The organism is Actinomycetospora corticicola (assembly GCF_013409505.1).
GTDB lineage: Bacteria > Actinomycetota > Actinomycetes > Mycobacteriales > Pseudonocardiaceae > Actinomycetospora > Actinomycetospora corticicola.
Genome location: NZ_JACCBN010000001.1, coordinates 2,764,870 through 2,782,967 on the forward strand (window position 1 = coordinate 2,764,870; position 18,098 = coordinate 2,782,967).

Here is an 18,098-nt window from a genome sequence, read left to right on the forward strand (position 1 = left end):
AGTCGACCCACCGGAGGCGGGCCGCTGACGTGCAGTCTACGCGGACGCCCGTTCCTGCTGGCCGCGCACCCTGCCGGGTCCCCTCCCCGTGGCAGCGGAGCGTCGTTGCTGTCGTGCAGTGGCAGGGAATCCACATCGTCGGATTCGCGGGAGCCGCGGCGGGCGCCGGCGCGTCGGTACCCGTGTGAGGCTGTTGCTGACGTTCCTGACGGCGGGTGTGCTGCTGCTGGCGGGCGCGGCGCCCGCCGTGGCCGGCCCCGACGACCTGCCCGTCATCCCGGTCGGCGCGTTCGGCTGGCCGGTGACCGGGCTGTCCGACGGGGCGCCCGCGGGCGGCGGGGTGGTGCGCCGGTTCCTGCCCCCGCCGACGCCGTACGGCCGGGGCCACCGCGGGGTCGATCTCACGGGGGTGCCGGGCTCCGCGGTGCTGGCGGCCGGGGCGGGGACGGTGGTGTTCGCCGGGATGCTGGCCGGGCGCGGCGTGGTGTCGGTGCTGCACGCGGGCGGGCTGCGCACGACCTACGAGCCGGTGCGGGCGCTCGTGCCGGTCGGCGCGGTCGTCGCGCGCGGGACGGTCCTCGGGACGCTCGACCCCGGCCACGCGGGCTGTCCCGTCGCCTGCCTGCACTGGGGTCTGCGCCGCGCCCATCCACCGGGTGCGGCGCGGGAGCAGTACCTGGACCCGTTGCTGCTCGTGGGCCTGGGCCGGACCCGCCTGTGGCCGACGCGCTGACCCAGGCCGTCTCGTCGAGGTGCACACCAGGCAGCGCCCGACCGCTCCGGACCTGCCCCACGTGAACCTCGCCAGCGGCGTCAGTCGGCGTGCGACTCCGCGAGACGTGCCCGGAGACGGAGGACCGCCCGGGTGTGCAGCTGGCACACCCGCGACTCGGTGACCCCGAGGACCTTGCCGATCTCGGCGAGCGTCAGGTTCTCGAAGTAGTACAGACCCACGATGGTGCGGTCGCGCTCGGCGAGCCCGCCGATCGCGTCGGCGAGCAGCCGACGGGTCTCCCGCGATTCCATCGCGGCGACCGGGTCCTCGGCGCCGGCGTCGGGGAGCGAGTCCGCGAGGGACGGCGCCCCCGAGCCGGACCCGGCCCCGCCGGACCGACCGGCCGCGACCAGCTCGTCGAGCGCGGCGACGCTCGTCATCGCGATCTGCCCGTAGGTCGAGCGCAGCTCGCCGGTCTCCATCCCGAGCTCGTCGGCGATCTCGGAGTCGCTGCAGCTGCGCTGCTCGCGGGTCTCCCGCCGCTCGATCGCGCGCTCGATCTCCCGCGCCCGGGAGCGCACGGAGCGCGGCACCCAGTCCTGGGAGCGCAGCTCGTCGAGGATCGCGCCCCGGATGCGCTGCATCGCGTAGACCTCGAACTTGCGCCCGCGGTCGGGCTCGAAGCGCTCGATGGCGTCGACCAGGCCGAAGATGCCGCACTGGACGAGGTCGGCGACGTCGACGTGGCTCGGCAGCCCGGTCCCGACGCGGCCCGCCACGTACTTGACCAGCGGCGCGTAGTGCAGCACCAGCCGGTCGCGGACCACTCGGTCGTCGGGCGCCTCGGCGTAGTCGGCCCACATCCGCGAGATGCCGGCCTCGACCAACGCCTCCTCGTCCGGCTTCGTCCCGTCGGGGGCCTGGCCGGGGTGGATGGTCGTCGGCCGGGCGCGGACGGCCACGTCGCGCAGGGGGCGCGGAGCGGCGGCCGGCGCGACGGCACGGGCGGCGGAACCCATCGTGGCGGCGGCGGGCCGCATCGACTCAGGCTCGGGGATGCGCGGCGTCATGAACGGCCCTCAGACGGTCGGCGGTCACGTGGGTGTACAGCTGCGTCGTCGCCGGTGAGGCGTGCCCGAGCAACTCCTGGACGCTTCTCAGGTCGGCTCCCCCTTCGAGCAGGTGGGTCGCCGCGGAGTGGCGCAACCCGTGCGGTGCGATGTCCGGCGCGCCCGGCACCGAGCCCGCCGCGTCGTGGACGACGGCCCGCGCGATGCGCGGGTCGAGGCGCCCACCACGGGCGCCGAGCAGCAGGGCGGGCGGCGAGCCCGCGACGGCGAGGGCGGGGCGTCCGTCGGTGCGCCACGCGTCGAGCGCGGTCGCCGCCGGGCCACCGAAGACGACGGTGCGTTCCTTCGCGCCCTTGCCCAGCACCCGCAGGGTCCGGCGGGCGTCGTCGACGTCGTCGACGTCGAGCCCGCACAGCTCGGAGACGCGGATGCCGGTGGCGTAGAGCAGTTCGAGCAGGAGGTGGTCCCGCAGGGCGATCGGATCGCGTTCCGCCGCGCCCCGGGCCGCGTTGTCGAGCGCGGCCGCCGCCTGGTCGGCGCGGAGCACCGCGGGCAGCGTGCGATGCGCCCGCGGGGACGCGAGGCGGGCCCCGGCATCGGTCGGCGCGTGGCCGGTGCGGACCGCCCACGCGGTGAAGGCGCGGACCGACGCGGCCCGCCGGGCCACCGTCGTGCGGCGGACCGGACGACGACCGGCGTCGTGTCGCCCACCGGCGTCGGTCGGCTCGCCGCGGCGTCGTCCCGGCTCCTCGACCCCGCCCTGGGCGAGCCACGACCGCAGCGCCGCCAGGTCGAGGTCGACCAGCGTGACCGCGCCCGCCCCGGCGGTGCCGGCGCGCCGGGCGGCGATCCGGGTCACCAGGTGGCGCAGGGCGGCCGAGACGTCCCCGGTGTAGGCCCGCACGGTGTGCTCGGACAGCCCACGCTCGTAGCGCAGGTGGGCGGTGAACTGCTCGAGCGCCCGCGCGAGCGCGGCGGGCAGCCCCTCGGTGCCCGTCGCGTCAGCTGTGGAGATCCCGTTTTTCGTCGCGCTGTGTGACGAGTTCTCCGGGCCGTCAACCCCCACATCACGGGGGTCCGCGACGGCCGCGGGATCTCCCGCGTCGCGCTGCGGGTCCGCGTCGTGAGACGAGAATCTGCCGGTCATCGCCACGAGACTCCGCGTCGGACCGGGGAGCGTCAAGCACCGCCGCGCCCGCGTCGGTGACCGCGCGGGCCGAGCGGGCAACGGTCACTCTCGTCGCGCTGTGCAACCGTTCGTCGCACGCAGCACGCGTCAGACGGACCGGCTCCACCCCCTCTCCCCGTCGGGCACGACGAGCCCGGCGGCGAGGAGCTCGTCCAGCGCTCCGGCGACCGCCCGCGGCAGGATCCCGGACTCGCGGACGAGGTCCGGCAGCGTCTTCGGCGCGTGCCCGCGCAGGGCCCCGTGGACCCGGACGGCCGGGCCCGAGAGCCCGTCGGTGGGTCGGGGCGGACTCCGGTGCTCCCGCTCCGGTGGCGGCGTGAGGAGGTCGCCCACCGGGGCCAGGTCCTGCAGGACGTGTGCCGCGTTGCCGACCACCGTCGCGTATCCCTTCCGGAGGAGCTCGTGGTTGCCGACCGACTGCGCCGAGGTGACGGGCCCCGGCACCACCAGGACCGGCCGCCCCAGCTCCTGCGCGGCGAGCGCGGTGCGGGCGGCACCGCTGCGGTGGCCGGACTCGACGAGCAGCGTCCCGTTCGCGAGCGCCGCGATCAGGCGGTTCCGCACGAGGAACCGATGCCGCGCGGGCACCGCGCCGACCGGGTACTCGCTGACGACGAGCCCGCTCGAGCCGATCCCCTCGAGCAACCGGCCGTGCGAGGCGGGGTAGGCACGGTCGATGCCGCAGGCCAGCACGGCGACCGTGGTGCCCTTCGCCGCCAGCGCGCCCCGGTGCGCCTCTCCGTCGATCCCGAGCGCGGCCCCCGACACGACGACCAGCCCCGCGTCCACGAACGAGGCCGACCAGTCGCGGGCGACCCATTTCCCGTAGCCGCTCGCCGCCCGCGACCCGACGACCGCCACGCTGCGGCGCCCGGGGGTCGCGAGATCGGCCACCGACGCCGGTCCCCGCACCCAGAGCCCGAGCGGCGCCACCCAGTCCGCGTGCCCCGGCTGCCCGGCGAAATCGGCCATGGCCGCCGTCGGCCACGCCGGGTCCTCGGGCACGAGCAACCGGCCGCCGAGAGCGCGGGCGGCTGCCAGGTCGGCGGCCGACCGGTCGTCGTGCCGCCGGGCGTCGACCTCCGCCCCGACGTGCGGACCGAGATCCGCCCCGCCCCGGATGCGCTCGGCCGCCTCCACCGGCCCGAGGAGCTCGGCCAGGTGCGACACCGCGGGGGCCGGGGGCTCCGCGACCCGCAGCAGGAAGGCGCGCGCGAGCAGGACGGCCTCGTCGACCGCGCCCGTCACCGCTGCGCTCCCGTCGCCGCGCCCTGGTGCTTGAGCTCCAGTGCGTCGTGCACGTCGTCGGCGTCGGGCCGGTCGCCCCCGCGCAGGTCGCACACCGTCCAGGCGACCCGCAGGCAGCGGTCGAGCGCGCGGGCGGTCAGCAGGCCCGCCCGCAGGAGGTTGTCCAGCTCGAGCGTCACCCCCGGCTCGACCGGACGCAGCCGTCGCAGCGCCGGCCCCGGCACCTCGGCGTTGCTCCGCCACCCGGTGTCCGCCCACCGCCGGCGGGCCCGCTCGCGTGCCGCGAGGACCCGGGCCCGGACGGTCGCGGTGTCCTCCTCCTGCTCGTCGGGGCCGCGGTCGAGCGTGGTGATCGGGTCGAGCTCCACCTGCAGGTCCGTGCGGTCGAGCATCGGCCCGGACAGCCGGTTCCGGTAGCGGCGCACCGCGTCCGGTCTGCAGGTGCAGTCCGTCGGCCGCGGCGGGGCGCACGGACAGGGGTTCGCCGCCATGACGAGCTGGAAGCGCGCCGGGTACCGCACGACGCCGTCCTTGCGCGCGAGCCGGACCTCCCCCTCCTCCATCGGCGTGCGCAGCGAGTCGAGCAGGTGCGGGCCGAACTCGAAGACCTCGTCCAGGAACAGCACCCCGCGGTGGGCCAGGGACACCGCCCCGGGCCGCGCCAGTCCCGAGCCCCCGCCCACGAGCGCAGCGGCCGACACCCCGTGGTGCGGCGCGACGAACGGCGGGGTGACCGCGAGGTCCCCGTCCGGGGGCAACGCGCCGGCCAGCGAGCGGACGGCCGCCACCTCCATCGCCTCGGGCACCGACAGGTCCGGCAGCAGGCCGACGAGGCGGCGGGCGATCATCGTCTTGCCGGAGCCCGGCGGGCCGACGAAGAGCAGGTGGTGGCCGCCCGCCGCCGCGATCTCCGCCGCCCGGCGGGCCCGTTCCTGCCCGACCACCTCGCCGAGGTCCTCGTGCACCGGCCGCACCGGAGGTGTCGGTCGGGTCGGCGGACGGCTCAGTCGGCCCTCTCCGTCGAGCCACGCGAGCACGTCGGCGAGATGGCCGGCGCCGAGCAGCTCGACGTCCTCGACGAGCGACGCCTCCTCGAGGCAGTCCTCGGGCACCACGATCCGCCGGATGCCCGCCCGTCGCGCCGCCACCACGCAGGGCAGCACGCCGCGGACCTGTCGGATCCGCCCGTCCAGCGCGAGCTCGCCGAGCAGCACGACGCCCTCGAGGGCCGAGGGCCGCACCTTCCCGTCGGCCGCCAGCACGCCGCAGGCCAGGGCCACGTCGTAGCTCGACCCCTGCTTGGGCAGCGTGGCCGGCGAGAGGGCGAGCGTGATCTTGCGGCCCGGCCAGTCCCGTCCGGAGTTGACCACCGCGGCGCGCACCCGGTCCCGCGCCTCGGCCAGCGCCGCGTCGGGCAGCCCGACCAGCGACAGCCCCGGGAGCCCCGGACCCACGTCGGCCTCGATCTCCACCAGGTCGCCGTCCACCCCGTGCAGTCCGATCGACCACGACCGCGCGAGCGCCATCAGAAGGCTCCCTCGTAGTGCTCGACCTGCGGCTCCCTGCCGTCCACGAGCAGCACCGACACCACGTCGAAGCGCACCTCGCACCACCGGGCCCGCGACTCCGCCAGCCACTGGTGCGCGAGGCGCCGGATGCGCGCCGCCTTCGTGCGCGTGACCGCCTCGACCGGGAGGCCGTAACCGGTGCCCGAGCGGGTCTTCACCTCGCAGACCACCAGCCGGTCCCCGTCGGTGGCCACCACGTCGAGCTCACCCTCGCGCCGCCGCCAGTTCCGCGCGAGCACCACCAGACCCCGCGCGGTCAGGTGCTCGACCGCGAGGTCCTCCCCCGTGCGCCCCAGTTCGTCCTTCGCCGCCACCACGCCCGTCCTCCCGCCGCCGGTGGGACCACGGTGACGACGACGGGCCCGCGGGCGCGAACAGCGAGCGGTGCTCTGGGGACAACTGCGGCCCGCGGACGGGGCGCTGGTCCGCCCGCCGTCACCGGGACGGCGGGCGGCGCAGGATCAGCCGCCGAACGGACCGTCCTCGAGGCGCAGGTCGGGCTTCTCGAGCTCCTCGACGTTGACGTCCTTGAACGTCACCACGCGCACGTTCTTCACGAAGCGCGCCGGGCGGTACATGTCCCACACCCACGCGTCGGACATCCGCACCTCGAAGTAGACCTCGCCGTCGGCGTTCCGGACGGCGACGTCGACCGAGTTCGCCAGGTAGAAGCGGCGCTCGGTCTCCACGACGTAGGAGAACTGGCTCACGATGTCGCGGTACTCGCGGTAGAGCGACAGCTCCATGTCGGTCTCGTACTTCTCGAGATCCTCCGCGCTCATGGTCCCTCTCCCCCCTCCGCGACCGGGTCGTCCAGGTACCCGTCGAACGACTCATTGTGGCCCACCGGCCCGGGAGGTGAGTCTGCCGCCCGCTCCCCGGCGAGGCGAGCCGCCCCGGCCACGTTCACGAAGCTGTAGCGGTGGTCCGGGCTCGGACCGTGCATCGCGAGGGCCGCGGTGTGCGTCGGGGTGCAGTACCCCTTGTGGACGTCGAAGCCGTACTCCGGGCGCCGCTCGTGCAGCTCCGCCATCAGGGCGTCCCGCGTGGTCTTCGCGAGGATCGAGGCCGCCGCCACGCAGGCCGCCGCCAGATCGCCCTTGGGCACCGCGAGGCTCGGCACCCCGAACCCGGTCACCGGGAAACCGTCGGTGAGCACGTAGCCCGGCCGCACCCCGAGCCGGGCGACCGCGCGGCGCATGCCGTCGATGTTGGCCGCGTGCACGCCCCGGTGGTCGACCTCCGTCGGGTCGACCAGCACCACGCAGTGGTCCACCGCGCGCCGGCGCACGATGACGGCGAGCCGTTCGCGTTCCGCCGCGGAGAGCAGCTTCGAGTCGGTGAGGCCGTCGAAGTGCTTCGCGTCGTTCGGCCGCAGGATGCAGGCGGCGACGGCGAGCGGCCCCGCGCACGCCCCGCGACCGGCCTCGTCGACGCCGACGACCGGTCCGAGGCCGTGCCGCTCCAGCGCGGACTGCAGCGCCCACGCCTCGCTGGAGCGTCGGATGATCGCGCGGGGCGGCTGCACCCCGGTCCGCGGGGGCAGGGGCTTGCGCGCACGGCGGGGCGGGCGTCCCCCGGCCGGTTGACCCGGGCCTCGGGGGCGCCCGTCCCCGCTACGGCGGGGACGGGCGGTGGTCACTCGAGGGTCGGCCCTTCCCGACGTCGGGTGGGGTCGGGCGGGGCGCCCGTCGTCGCCCCGGTGAGTGCGCGGCGCAGTCGGCGCCCGCTCCACACCACGGGCACGGCGAGCAGCGCGCCGGCGACCTCCGGCGTGCCCCCGGGAACGCCGCCCTCACCCGTCGTCGGGGCGAGGGCGGTGGCCGTGGGCTGCTGCGGGTCGATCGCGGGCACGGTGCGCCAGCGGGTGATCGGCAGGACGACCACGCGCACCTTGCCGATCACGTCGGAGAGCGGCACCGGGCCGTGGAAGCGGGCGTCCGCGGAGTTGTTGCGGTTGTCGCCCATCACCCAGAGCTGGCCCTGCGGCACCTGCACCGGGTCGAACGCGGCCTGCCGGTCGCCGAGCCCCGACTGGTAGTAGAGGTAGGGCTCGGTCAGGGGCTGCCCGTCGACCAGGACCCGGTTCTGCGCGTCGCAGCACTGCACGGTCTGCCCGCCGACCGCGATCACGCGCTTGACGAAGTCCTTCTCGTTCGGCGCCGCGAGCCCGACCAGCGAGAGGGCGTCCTGGAACCCGCGCACGATCGGGTTGCCCGACGGCTCGGAGTCGCCGACCTCGTCGTTGTCGAGCCACGCGGGCGGGCCCTTGAACACGACGACGTCGCCGGGCGCCGGGTCGGTGAAGCGGTAGCTCACCTTGTCCACCGCCACGCGGTCGTTCGCGCAGCCGGTGCAGCCGTGCAGCGTCTGCTCCATCGATGCCGAGGGGATCACGTAGATCCGGGCGACGAACGTCTGGATGACGAACGTGAGCACGATGGCGACGACGATCAGCAGGGGCAGCTCGCGCCAGAACGAACCCTTGCGCTTCTTCTTGCCGCCCGGCGTGGTGCCGGTGGCGTCGTCCTTGCCCTTGGCGCGGCGGCCCGGGCCGGAGGACCCGGCGTCGCTGCCGTTGCGGCCCGGCCCGGCGGCGGCCGCGCCACGACGACGGCCCGACGACCGCTCCTCGTCGGCGACCGCGCTGCCGTCGACCTGGGTGTCGCCCGCCGCCGCGGCCGCGCCGCGACGGTGCTTCCCGGTGTCGGGGCCGAGCCCGGTGGTCTGCGTGACGTCGGACCCGTCGTCGGGAGCCGCGGAGGATCCCGAGGTGGACGCCGAGGACTGCGAGGGCGGCGGGATGCCGCCGGCGAGCAGGGGCCGGTCGGCGGGCGGCGAGGCGGGGGGCGCCTGCTCCGCAGGGGCCTGCACCGCGGTCGGGGCGGGGCGCTGCTCGCCCGTCGTCGGGAAGGGACGCTGCTCGCCCGTCGTCGGGAACGGCCCCTGGCTGCCCGACGGCGGACCGGCGGGGCGACCGACCGGGGGACGCGGCGCGTAGCCGTGCGGCGGGGACGGCGGGGCCTGACCGTACGGCGGGGGCGGCGCCTGGCCGTAGGACGGCGAGGCCGGGGGCTGCCCGTACGGCGGTGAGGGCGGTGCCTGTCCGTACGGCGGAGACGGCGGCGCCTGACCGTACGGAGACCCGGGGCGCGAGGGCGGCTGACCCGGCCCGGGCGTCCGCCACGAGTCACGCGGCGGCCCGGAGGGCAACGCCGTGGGGGGCGGCCACTCGGCGGTGGGACGGCGCCCCGACAGGGGGTCGGCGTCCGGCGCGCCGTGGCGACCGGAGGCCGGACCGAACCGGCCCTCGTCGGAGGGGGACCCGTGCCGACCGGCCGGCCGGCGGTCGCCGTTCACCTCGCCGTAGGGGTCTTCCCCGGGGTCGGCCTCAGCGGGCCCGCCCCACCGCGGATCGACCCCGCCGTGGCGGGGCTCGCGGTAGCGGCGGCCGGGCTCGTCGGTCGGTGGCACGTCGTCAGGCTAGGAGACGCCGGGCCGCGTCAGGACGCGGAGGTCGTCTCGCGCTTCTCGCGGATCTTCGCGGCCTTGCCGCGCAGCTCCCGGAGGTAGTAGAGCTTCGCGCGCCGGACGTCACCGCGGGTCACGACCTCGATGTGGTCGATGTTGGGCGTGTGCACCGGGAAGGTGCGCTCCACCCCGACGCCGAAGCTGACCTTACGGACGGTGAACGTCTCGCGGAGGCCGCCACCGTGGCGACGGATCACGACACCCTGGAAGACCTGTACACGAGAGCGTGAACCCTCGATGACCTTGACGTGCACCTTGACGGTGTCACCCGGGCGGAAGTCCGGGATGTCGGAGCGCAGCGAGCGCGCGTCGAGCTCGTCCAGGGCGTTCATGGTCTGTCGTCCTCGCCTGTCTCGGGTCGCCTCCGGCCACGCGCCACCGTCGAGTTCGAACGGTGGGCAGGCCCGGAGCGACCGGATGGGTGTCGTCCCTGTCACGGGGGACCGCCCGGAGGCGGCCCGCGGCCCGTGGCAACTCCCCCAGTCTGCCAGACGGCTCAGCCACGCCGGGCAGGCGGGGCGGTCACGGGCTCCCGCCCGGGACCTCGTACCCCGCGCCCGCCAGCACCTCCCGGTCCCGCCGGTCGAACGCCGTCGCCCCGAGCCGCTCGACGAGCCGGTCGAGCAGGTCGGGCCGCACCGCCGCCGTCCGTTCCAACGAGCGGTCACGACGCCACCGTGCGACCGCGCCGTGGTCCCCCGACCGCAGCACCGGCGGCACGTCGAGCTCCCGCCAGGACTCCGGGCGCGTGTACGCGGGGGCCTCGAGCAGCCCGTCGGAGAACGAGTCGAGCTCGGCGGAGGCCGGGTTCCCGAGCACGCCGGGCACGAGCCGGGACACCGCCTCGACCACCACGAGGGCCGCCACCTCCCCGCCGGCCAGCACGTAGTCCCCGAGGGAGAACTCCTCGACCGGTCCACGCCGTGCCGCGTCGACCGGCACCCGCCCGTCGATCCCCTCGTACCGGCCGCACGCGATCGTCAGCCGGGACGCCTCCGCCCAGCCCGCGACCCGCCGCTGTGTGAGCGGCGCCCCCGCCGGGGTCGGCACCAGCAGCACACCCGGGTCGTCGGGCACGGCCGCCCGCACCGCGTCCAGGGCCTCCCCCCACACCGTCGGCGTCATGACCATCCCGGGGCCGCCGCCGTACGGGGAATCGTCCACCGCCTGGTGCACGCCGGTGGCCCATCGACGCAGGTCGTGGACGTGCAGGTCGATCAGCCCGGCACGGCGGGCGCGTCCGACGATGGCGTCGTCGAGTGGCGCGAGGTAGTCGGGGAAGATCGTGACGACGTCGATGCGCACGCCGGGATCCTGCCAACCGGTGACGGAGGAGAGGACGCGAGGTGTTCTGGACGACGGGTCTGGCCGGTCAGGTGGGGGTCCTGCTGCCCCTGGCCATCGCGCTCGTGCTCTCGACCGCGGTCGGCATCGAGCGGGAGCTCGCGGCGAAGTCGGCCGGCCTCCGCACCCACGCCCTGGTCGGCGTCGGTTCCGCGGCGTTCATGCTCGTGTCGAAGTACGGCTTCGACGACCTGCTGCGGATCGACGACGTGTCGCTCGACCCGTCGCGCGTCGCGGCCCAGATCGTCTCCGGCATCGGGTTTATCGGCGGCGGACTGATCTTCGTCCGCCGGGACGCCGTGCGCGGCCTGACGACGGCGGCCACCGTCTGGCTCGTCGCCGCGGTGGGGATGGCCTGCGGGGCGGGACTCCCCCTGCTCGCGCTCGCGGGCGTCGTCGCGCACTACCTCGTGACCCGTGGCTTCCGGCCGCTCGCCCGGGCCCTGTCGCGGTCGTCGAACGCCCCGCGCGCGGTGCACGTGTCCTACGCGGACGGGCGCGGCGTGCTGCGCCGCGTGCTCAGCACCGCCACGGAGCGCGGCTTCGCGGTCGCGGGCGTGACGGTGGACCGGGACGGCACCGAGGACGGCACGGCCGCGGTCACGCTCTCGCTGCTCGGCCGCATCCCCCTGCACCCGCTCACCAGTGAGCTCGCGGAGATCCCCGGCGTCCGGAGCGTGCGGGTGGGCGAGGACGACGAGGAGCCGGCCGACTGACCGTGTCCCCGATGGCAGGAAAGCGTCGTTGCTGTCGTCGGACGACAGCAACGACGCTCCGCTGCGACGGGGAGTCGGGCCCTACTCCGGGTCCAGCAGACCCTCGGGCGGGTCGAGCACCACACGGCCGCCGGCCACGTCCACGGTCGGCACGATGGCGAGGACGAAGGGGACCAGGAGCTCCGTGCCCTCCCGGTCGACCACGAGCGTCTCCCCACCGGCGCCGTGATCGACGGCGGTGACCGTCCCGATCACGGTGCCGTCGGCGAGCTCCACGCGGAGCCCCTCGAGCTGGTGGTCGTGGAACTCGTCGGGGTCGTCCGGCGCGGCCTCGAGGGGCGGCGCGGACAGGACGGCGCGACGGAGCCGCTCGGCGGCGTCGCGGTCGGCGACCTCCTCCGCGGACACCAGGAGGCGGCCGGAGTGCCAGCGCGCCCCGACGATCGTCAGGAACCCGCCGTCGGGAAGGCGGAGCCGCGCCCCGGGCGCGAACCGCGTCTCGACGTCGTCGGTCGAGGGCTCGACCACGAGTTCACCGCGCAGGCCGTGCACCTTGACGACCCGCCCGACCACACGCAGGTCGGACGGGTCGTTCCGGGGGGCCACGGTCAGCGGTCGGTGTCGACGACGTCGACCCGCACCCCGCGACCGCCGACCCCGCTGATCACGGTGCGCAGTGCGGTGGCCGTGCGTCCGCCGCGCCCGATGACCTTGCCCAGGTCGTCGGGGTGGACCCGCACCTCGAGGGTGCGGCCACGGCGGTTGGTGACGAGGTCGACCGCGACCTCGTCGGGGTGCGTGACGATGCCCCGCACCAGGTGCTCGAGGGCCTCGGCGAGATCACTCACCGCAGGCTCACTCGGCCGCGGCGTTGCCGCTGACCTTGGCCAGCTCCTCGTTGAAGCGGGCCTGCTTGTCGACCTTCTCCGGCTTGGTCTGCAGGCGCCCCTCGGTGTGCGGGAGGCCCTTGAACTTCTGCCAGTCCCCGGTCACCTTGAGCAGGTGGTGCACCGGCTCGGTCGGCTGCGCGCCGACACCCAGCCAGTACTGCGCCCGCTCCGAGTCGATCTTGATGGTGCTGGGGTTGTCCTTCGGGTGGTACTCGCCGATCGTCTCGATGACGCGCCCGTCACGGCGGTTACGGGCATCGGCGATGACCACGCGGTAGTGGGGCTCGCGGATCTTGCCCATGCGGGCGAGCTTGATCTTGACGGCCACGGGTCCGGTGCACTCCTCGTTCGCGGTACTGCTGCGTGCTCGACGTCTCCGCGCGACGTGGGGTGCCGCGCGTGCGCCAAAGGTCCGACGGTCACGGCCCAGGGAGAGGGTGGCCGTGACGCAACTCCCCGATTGTGCCAGACCCCCTCACGACGACGGGTCGGCGGGCTCCGCGAGCGCCTCCCGGACCGCGCGCGCGTTCGCCACGGCCTCCGGGGTGTCCCCGTGCAGGCACAGCGAGTCCGCCCGCACCGCGACCTCGGTGCCGTCCACCGCCACGATCACGCCGTCCCGCGCGAGACGGACCGCCCGCTCGACGACCGCCGCGGTGTCCGGCAGCAGCGCACCGGGCTCCGAGCGCGGGACGAGCGTGCCCTCCGGCGTGTAGCCGCGGTCGGCGAAGGCCTCGGCGATCGTGGGGAGCCCGGCGTCGGCCGCGAACTCGAGCAACCGGCCGCCCGGGAGCGCCATGACGGGGAGGTCCCCGGCGGCGCGCGCCGCGTCGACGACCGCCCGCGCCTGCACCTCGTGGTGCACCACCGTGTTGTAGAGCGCGCCGTGCGGCTTCACGTACTCCACGGTCCCGAAGGCCCGGAGCGCACCGATCTGGTAGAGGATCTCCGCGGTGAGCGTCTCCGGGTCGACGTCGAGGAACCGGCGCCCGAAGCCGGCGAGATCCCGGTAGGAGACCTGGGCCCCGATCCGCACCCCGCGCTCCGCCGCCCGCGCGCAGACGCGGCGCATCGTCACCGCGTCGCCCGCGTGGAACCCGCAGGCGACGTTGGCCGAGGTGACCACGTCGAGCAGCGCGTCGTCGTCGGTCAGGGACCAGGTGCCGAAGCCCTCGGCGAGGTCGGCGTTGAGGTCGAAGGAGACGGAGCGGAGCGGAGCTCGACCATCGGACATGGCTAGAGCGCCGTTCCCCGCCGCAGCACCGCCACGGGCCGCCGCAGCAGGTCCAGGTCGCCCCGCGGGTCGCCGGACACCACCACGACGTCCGCCGGCGCACCGACCTCGAGGGCCGGCCGTCCCAGCCAGGACCGCGCCGCACCCGACGCCGCGGCCAGGGCGCGCTCGGCGCCGAGCCCGACCTCGGCGAGGGCCGCGATCTCGTCGACGATCCGGCCGTGCCGGATGCCGCCGCCCGCGTCCGTCCCGGCGTAGACCGGGACGCCCGCGTCGATCGCGGCCGCGACGGTGTCGTGGGACCGGGCGTAGAGGTCGCGCATGTGGGCGCCGTAGGCCGGGAACTTCTCGCCCGCCGCGTCGGCGAACGAGGGGAAGTTCTCGACGTTGACCAGCGTCGGCACCAGCGCGGTCCCCCGCTCGACCATCATCGCGATCGTCTCGTCGGTGAGCCCGGTGCCGTGCTCGATGCAGTCGATCCCCGCGCCGATCAGGCCGGGCAGGGCGTGCTCGCCGAAGACGTGCGCCGTGACCCGGGCCCCGTGGGCGTGCGCGGCGTCGATGGCCTCGCGCAGCACGTCGTCGGGCCACAGCGGCGTCAGGTCGCCCGCCTCGCGCTCGATCCAGTCCCCGACGAGCTTCACCCACGGGTTGTGGGCCGCCTGCTCCGCGACGAGGCGCGGCAGGTCGGTCGGCTCCTCGGCGTCGATCGGCAGCCCGCGGATGTAGCGCTTCGGGCGGGCGAGGTGGCGGCCCGCACGGACGATCTCGGGCATCCGCGGGTCGTCGTCGAGCGGGCGGGTGTCGATCGGCGAGCCGCAGTCCCGCAGCAGCAGCGCGCCCGACGCCGCGTCGGTGTGCCCCTGGGTGCGCGCCTCCTCGAGCTCGACCGGACCGTCCGGACCGATCCCGACGTGGCAGTGCGCGTCCACCAGCCCCGGCAGGATCCAGCCGTCGATCCGGTCGGCCCCGGCGATCTCCTCGGAGGTGATCAGGCCGACGTCGCCGACCCAGAGGTCGCGAGGCTCGTCGTCGCCGCTGCCGTCGAGGACCGGACCGTGGAGGTGGAGGGGCACGGGTCGGCAGCCTAGGAGACCCGCCGCCCGCGTGAGGGGAACCCTCGTGCCATCGGAGCGCTCGGTTCCTCCCCTCACCCCCGGCCGTCTTCCTGGCATCCGGCTGAGCACGCCGACAGGGGGTGGTTACGGTCGCGCGGTGATCCCGGTGGCCGCAGTGATCGCGGAGGCGCTCGAGGCCCAGGCGCCCGCGGACCTCGTCGTCGTCCGCCGCGCGCCGGTGCACTTCCCCGGCGCGGTCGTCCGCACGCCCGCCCTGCTGGTCGCCGGGGCGGTCCGCGCGTCCTACGGGCCGACCGACGTCCGGCTCGCCGTCGAGGTCGAGCCGACCGACGACGACCGGACGAGCTCGCCCGCGGTGTACGGCGAGCACGGCGTGCCGCACGTCTGGCGGGTCACCCCGGAGCCGCCGACGATCCGCGTGTTCGCGCTGCGCGACGGCGTGCACCAGCAGGTCGCGGCGTCGGCGCACGTCCTCGCCCACGCCCCGTTCCGGCTGCGGGTCGACCTCACCGAACCGACGGGGCGCTGAGCACCGCCGCGAGCACGATGATCAACGGTCCCTCAGCGGCCTGGTCCGGCCCTCGCGAGCCCGATCAGGGTCTGGTGATCATGTCGCCGCGGCGTCGTGACGCCCGGACCTACTTGCGGCGCTTCTTCTTGTTGCCCTTGGGCCCGCCGCCGCCGGACTTGGTGCCCGGGAAGCTCAGGGCCGACGGGTCGAAGTCGGCCGGCAGGTCGTTCATCCCCGCGAGGCCGGGCGGGAGCTGGTTGAGGCCCGGGGTGTCGTACGACCCGACCTGCCGCTGCTGCCCGCCGCTCTCGGTGGCGATGCCCGCGATGGCCGGCATCTGCTTGGGTCCACGCTGCGGCCGCGGGGCGCCCTTGCGGGCGTTCCGCGCCGCCTTGCGGGCGGCCCCGCGCCCCGCCGAGCCCGGCAGCCCGAACTGGCCCGCCATCTTCGTCATCATCTTCTTCGCGTCGAAGAAGCGGTCGACGAGCTGGTTGACGTCGGAGACGCCGACCCCCGACCCGTTCGCGATCCGGAGACGCCGCGACCCGTTGATCATCTTCGGGTCGGCGCGCTCCGCGGGCGTCATGCCGCGGATGATCGCCTGGACGCGGTCGAGGTGCTTCTCGTCGATCTGGCCGAGCTGGTCCTTCATGTTCGCCGCACCCGGGAGCATCCCGAGGATGTTCGCGATCGGCCCCATCTTGCGGACGGCCTGCATCTGCTCCAGGAAGTCCTCGAGGGTGAAGTCGCCCTCGGACATCTTCTGGGCGGCCTTCTCGGCCTGCCCCTCCTCGAAGGCCTGCTCGGCCTGCTCGATGAGGGACAGCACGTCGCCCATGCCGAGGATGCGCGAGGCCATCCGGTCGGGGTGGAAGACGTCGAACTCGTCGAGACCCTCGCCGTTGGAGGCGAAGAGGATCGGCTGGCCGGTGACCTCGCGGACCGAGAGCGCCGCACCACCGCGGGCGTCACCGTCGAGCTTGGTGAGCACCACGCCGTTGAAGCCGACGCCGTCGCGGAAGGCCTCGGCGGTGTTGACCGCGTCCTGACCGACCATCGCGTCGAGGACGAACAGCGTCTCGTCGGGGTTCACGGCGTCGCGGATGTCCGCGGCCTGGCGCATCAGTTCCTCGTCGACGCCGAGGCGACCGGCGGTGTCGACGACGAGGACGTCGTACTGCCGGCTGCGCGCGTCGGCGACGGCGCGGCGCGCCACGTCCACCGGGTCGCCCACCCCGTTGCCGGGCTCGGGGGCGAACACCTCGACGCCGGCGCGCTGCCCGACGATCTGCAGCTGGTTCACGGCGTTCGGCCGCTGGAGGTCGCAGGCCGCGAGCATCGGCGTGTGGCCCTGGTTCTTCAGCCAGCGCGCGAGCTTGCCCGCGAGGGTCGTCTTGCCCGAGCCCTGCAGGCCCGCGAGCATGATCACCGTCGGCGGGTTCTTCGCGAACCGCACCCGGCGGGTCTCGCCGCCGAGGACGCCGACGAGCTCCTCGTTGACGATCTTGACGACCTGCTGGGCGGGGTTGAGGGCCTCGGAGACCTCGGCGCCCTTCGCCCGCTCCTTGATCTGCTTGACGAATGCGCGCACCACCGGGAGCGCGACGTCGGCCTCGAGCAGCGCGATGCGGATCTCGCGGCAGGTGGTGTCGATGTCGGTCTCGGAGAGCCGGCCCTTGCCGCGCAGGTCCGACAGGACCGATGTGAGGCGATCGGAGAGGGTGTCGAACACGGCGGGCGTACTCCCGGGGTCTGGCTGGTCGGACCGTCGCGGTGGGCACACGCGGGCGGCCCCCGACGATGCTCCAGCCTAACCGGCGGGTCCGACGACGTCCCGGGACCCGGTCGCCTCCACGAGGTCCGCGGCGCGGCGGGCGCCGCCGGCGTCGTCGAGCTCGGCCGCCGCGGCCCGGCAGCGGGCCCGGACGGCGTCGCCGGCGAGGGTCGCCGCCGCCTCCCGCAGGGCACCGACGGTCACCGCGTCGCGGTCCACCACGACGCCCACGCCGGCCTCGGCCAGCATCGCGGCGTTGCCGAACTGGTCGACGGCCTGCGGCACCGCGATCATCGGCGTCCCCGTGGCGAGACCCTCCGAGCAGCCGCCCATGCCGGCGTGGGTGACGAACAGCGCGGCCCGACGCAGGATCGCCAGCTGCGGCACCCACGCGTGCGCGGTGGTCCCGTCCGGCAGCGGTCCGAGGTCGGCCGGATCGACGTGGCGTCCGATCGCGAGCACCACCCGTCGTCCGGAGAAGGCCTCCACGACCGTCCGCCAGAAGGCGGCGTCACCGACGTAGGCCGAGCCCAGCGACACCAGCACGTCGACGTCCTCGGCCCACTCCCCCTGGTGCTCGCGGGCGTCCAGGCACGGCCCGACGAACGTGTACCGGTGCGGGTCGACCTTCCCGGCGTGCGGCTGGAGCAGGCGCGGGATCAGGACGATCGAGGAGTCCGGGACCCCGACGAAGGTCTGCGGCTCGAGGTCGATCCCCTCGGCCGCCAGCCACCCCGCGAACCGCTCGAGGTAGGCGGCGCCCGCCGGGCCGGCGAGCAGGTCGGCCATCCCGGTGTCCTGCTCGAAGCCCTCCCACGCGACCATCGCGAGCGAGAGCTGCACGCACGGCACGTCCCACCGCCGCCCGAGCACCCGCGCCGCGTAGCCGCCGATGTCGGCGAGGAACACGTCCGGCCGGTCGCGCTCCAGGGCGGCCTCGAGCTGGGGGGTCACGTGCCGTCCCTCGTCGAGGAAGAGCCCCATCCCGACGACGGGATCGTCCGGCCAGCGCTCGTCGCGCGTCTCGTCCGGCAGCACCGACGTGTGCGGCAGCGGGGTGGCCCCCGACGAGGCGACGAGGTCGGCGAACGGGCCCGGCACGGCGTACTGCACCCGGTGGCCGCGGGCGACGAGCTCCGCGACCACGGGCAGGTTCGGGTTGATGTGGCCGTGGGCGCCGGCGCCGACCATGACGATGTGCACGGCGAGGCACCGTGCCAGGTCGATCC

Annotated in this window: 19 protein-coding genes and 1 pseudogene; 3 read left to right on the forward strand and 17 right to left on the reverse strand. The window is 75.3% G+C overall.

What is annotated here, in order from left to right; all coding sequences use genetic code 11:
* Positions 1–184 precede the first annotated feature (184 nt).
* Positions 185–733: a peptidoglycan DD-metalloendopeptidase family protein gene (locus tag BJ983_RS13285; protein ID WP_179794216.1), complete on the forward strand. Its 549-nt coding sequence runs from the start codon at positions 185–187 to the stop codon at positions 731–733.
* A gap of 80 nt (positions 734–813) precedes the next feature.
* Here BJ983_RS13285 and BJ983_RS13290 read toward each other — a convergent pair whose 3' ends face one another.
* From BJ983_RS13290 to trmD, 10 genes are all read right to left on the reverse strand, one after another.
* Positions 814–1,755 (reverse strand): FliA/WhiG family RNA polymerase sigma factor, encoded by a 942-nt coding sequence (locus BJ983_RS13290; RefSeq protein ID WP_246325583.1) that lies wholly within the window; start codon positions 1,753–1,755, stop codon positions 814–816.
* Between the two features lie 4 nt (positions 1,756–1,759).
* On the reverse strand, positions 1,760–2,800 hold the full coding sequence (locus tag BJ983_RS13295; RefSeq protein WP_425484807.1) for a tyrosine-type recombinase/integrase: 1,041 nt from the start codon (positions 2,798–2,800) through the stop codon (positions 1,760–1,762).
* Between the two features lie 261 nt (positions 2,801–3,061).
* Positions 3,062–4,222: a DNA-processing protein DprA gene (gene dprA / locus BJ983_RS13300; protein WP_179794218.1), complete on the reverse strand. Its 1,161-nt coding sequence runs from the start codon at positions 4,220–4,222 to the stop codon at positions 3,062–3,064.
* Entirely contained in the window at positions 4,219–5,748 is a 1,530-nt protein-coding gene (locus tag BJ983_RS13305; RefSeq protein ID WP_179794219.1) for a YifB family Mg chelatase-like AAA ATPase, read from the reverse strand. The genes dprA and BJ983_RS13305 overlap by 4 nt, the downstream gene beginning before the upstream one ends.
* Positions 5,748–6,107: a YraN family protein gene (locus BJ983_RS13310; protein WP_179794220.1), complete on the reverse strand. Its 360-nt coding sequence runs from the start codon at positions 6,105–6,107 to the stop codon at positions 5,748–5,750. The genes BJ983_RS13305 and BJ983_RS13310 overlap by 1 nt, the downstream gene beginning before the upstream one ends.
* Before the next feature lie 144 nt (positions 6,108–6,251).
* Positions 6,252–6,572 (reverse strand): DUF2469 domain-containing protein, encoded by a 321-nt coding sequence (locus BJ983_RS13315; RefSeq protein WP_179794221.1) that lies wholly within the window; start codon positions 6,570–6,572, stop codon positions 6,252–6,254.
* Positions 6,569–7,318 (reverse strand): ribonuclease HII, encoded by a 750-nt coding sequence (locus BJ983_RS13320; RefSeq protein ID WP_179794222.1) that lies wholly within the window; start codon positions 7,316–7,318, stop codon positions 6,569–6,571. The genes BJ983_RS13315 and BJ983_RS13320 overlap by 4 nt, the downstream gene beginning before the upstream one ends.
* Positions 7,319–7,428: 110 nt before the next feature.
* Positions 7,429–9,264 (reverse strand): signal peptidase I, encoded by a 1,836-nt coding sequence (lepB, locus tag BJ983_RS13325; protein ID WP_343054118.1) that lies wholly within the window; start codon positions 9,262–9,264, stop codon positions 7,429–7,431.
* Positions 9,265–9,293: 29 nt separating this feature from the next.
* Positions 9,294–9,653, reverse strand: a complete 360-nt coding sequence (rplS, locus tag BJ983_RS13330; protein ID WP_018334825.1) for a 50S ribosomal protein L19 — start codon at positions 9,651–9,653, stop codon at positions 9,294–9,296.
* Positions 9,654–9,843: 190 nt separating this feature from the next.
* Entirely contained in the window at positions 9,844–10,626 is a 783-nt protein-coding gene (trmD, locus tag BJ983_RS13335) for a tRNA (guanosine(37)-N1)-methyltransferase TrmD (RefSeq protein ID WP_179794223.1), read from the reverse strand.
* A 41-nt stretch (positions 10,627–10,667) separates the two neighbouring features.
* Here trmD and BJ983_RS13340 point away from each other — a divergent pair, with 41 nt between their 5' ends.
* Entirely contained in the window at positions 10,668–11,381 is a 714-nt protein-coding gene (locus BJ983_RS13340) for an MgtC/SapB family protein (protein ID WP_179794224.1), read from the forward strand.
* A gap of 81 nt (positions 11,382–11,462) precedes the next feature.
* Here BJ983_RS13340 and rimM read toward each other — a convergent pair whose 3' ends face one another.
* The 5 genes and pseudogenes from rimM to BJ983_RS13365 form a co-directional block, all read right to left on the reverse strand.
* On the reverse strand, positions 11,463–11,987 hold the full coding sequence (rimM, locus tag BJ983_RS13345) for a ribosome maturation factor RimM (protein WP_179794225.1): 525 nt from the start codon (positions 11,985–11,987) through the stop codon (positions 11,463–11,465).
* 2 nt (positions 11,988–11,989) lie between these two features.
* Positions 11,990–12,229: an RNA-binding protein gene (locus tag BJ983_RS13350; protein ID WP_179794226.1), complete on the reverse strand. Its 240-nt coding sequence runs from the start codon at positions 12,227–12,229 to the stop codon at positions 11,990–11,992.
* A gap of 10 nt (positions 12,230–12,239) precedes the next feature.
* Positions 12,240–12,599: pseudogene (gene rpsP, locus BJ983_RS13355) on the reverse strand (30S ribosomal protein S16); the annotation flags it as partial.
* 147 nt (positions 12,600–12,746) lie between these two features.
* The gene (locus tag BJ983_RS13360; RefSeq protein WP_179794228.1) at positions 12,747–13,505 is read right to left on the reverse strand and encodes a 5-oxoprolinase subunit PxpA; all 759 of its coding nucleotides are present in this window, start codon (positions 13,503–13,505) and stop codon (positions 12,747–12,749) included.
* Between the two features lie 2 nt (positions 13,506–13,507).
* On the reverse strand, positions 13,508–14,581 hold the full coding sequence (locus BJ983_RS13365) for an amidohydrolase family protein (protein ID WP_179794229.1): 1,074 nt from the start codon (positions 14,579–14,581) through the stop codon (positions 13,508–13,510).
* A 46-nt stretch (positions 14,582–14,627) separates the two neighbouring features.
* On the opposite strand from BJ983_RS13365, the gene BJ983_RS13370 reads away from it, so the two are divergent.
* A complete protein-coding gene (locus tag BJ983_RS13370) occupies positions 14,628–15,113 on the forward strand; it encodes a Uma2 family endonuclease (protein WP_343054122.1) in 486 nt (161 codons plus the stop codon).
* Between the two features lie 109 nt (positions 15,114–15,222).
* On the opposite strand, the gene ffh is transcribed toward BJ983_RS13370, so the two are convergent.
* Complete coding sequence (gene ffh / locus BJ983_RS13375) at positions 15,223–16,827, reverse strand: signal recognition particle protein (RefSeq protein WP_179794231.1); 1,605 nt, start codon at positions 16,825–16,827, stop codon at positions 15,223–15,225.
* A gap of 78 nt (positions 16,828–16,905) precedes the next feature.
* A complete protein-coding gene (locus tag BJ983_RS13380) occupies positions 16,906–18,072 on the reverse strand; it encodes a macrolide family glycosyltransferase (protein WP_343054123.1) in 1,167 nt (388 codons plus the stop codon).
* Positions 18,073–18,098: the final 26 nt, after the last annotated feature.

Excerpts from the sequence above, each read along its gene's own strand:
- BJ983_RS13360 (WP_179794228.1), bottom strand. The coding sequence starts at position 13,505 with ATGTCCGATGGTCGAGCTCCGCTCCGCTCCGTCTCCTTCGACCTCAAC.
- BJ983_RS13315 (WP_179794221.1), bottom strand. The coding sequence starts at position 6,572 with ATGAGCGCGGAGGATCTCGAGAAGTACGAGACCGACATGGAGCTGTCG.
- BJ983_RS13290 (WP_246325583.1), bottom strand. The coding sequence starts at position 1,755 with ATGCGGCCCGCCGCCGCCACGATGGGTTCCGCCGCCCGTGCCGTCGCG.
- rplS (WP_018334825.1), bottom strand. The coding sequence starts at position 9,653 with ATGAACGCCCTGGACGAGCTCGACGCGCGCTCGCTGCGCTCCGACATC.
- BJ983_RS13305 (WP_179794219.1), bottom strand. The coding sequence starts at position 5,748 with ATGGCGCTCGCGCGGTCGTGGTCGATCGGACTGCACGGGGTGGACGGC.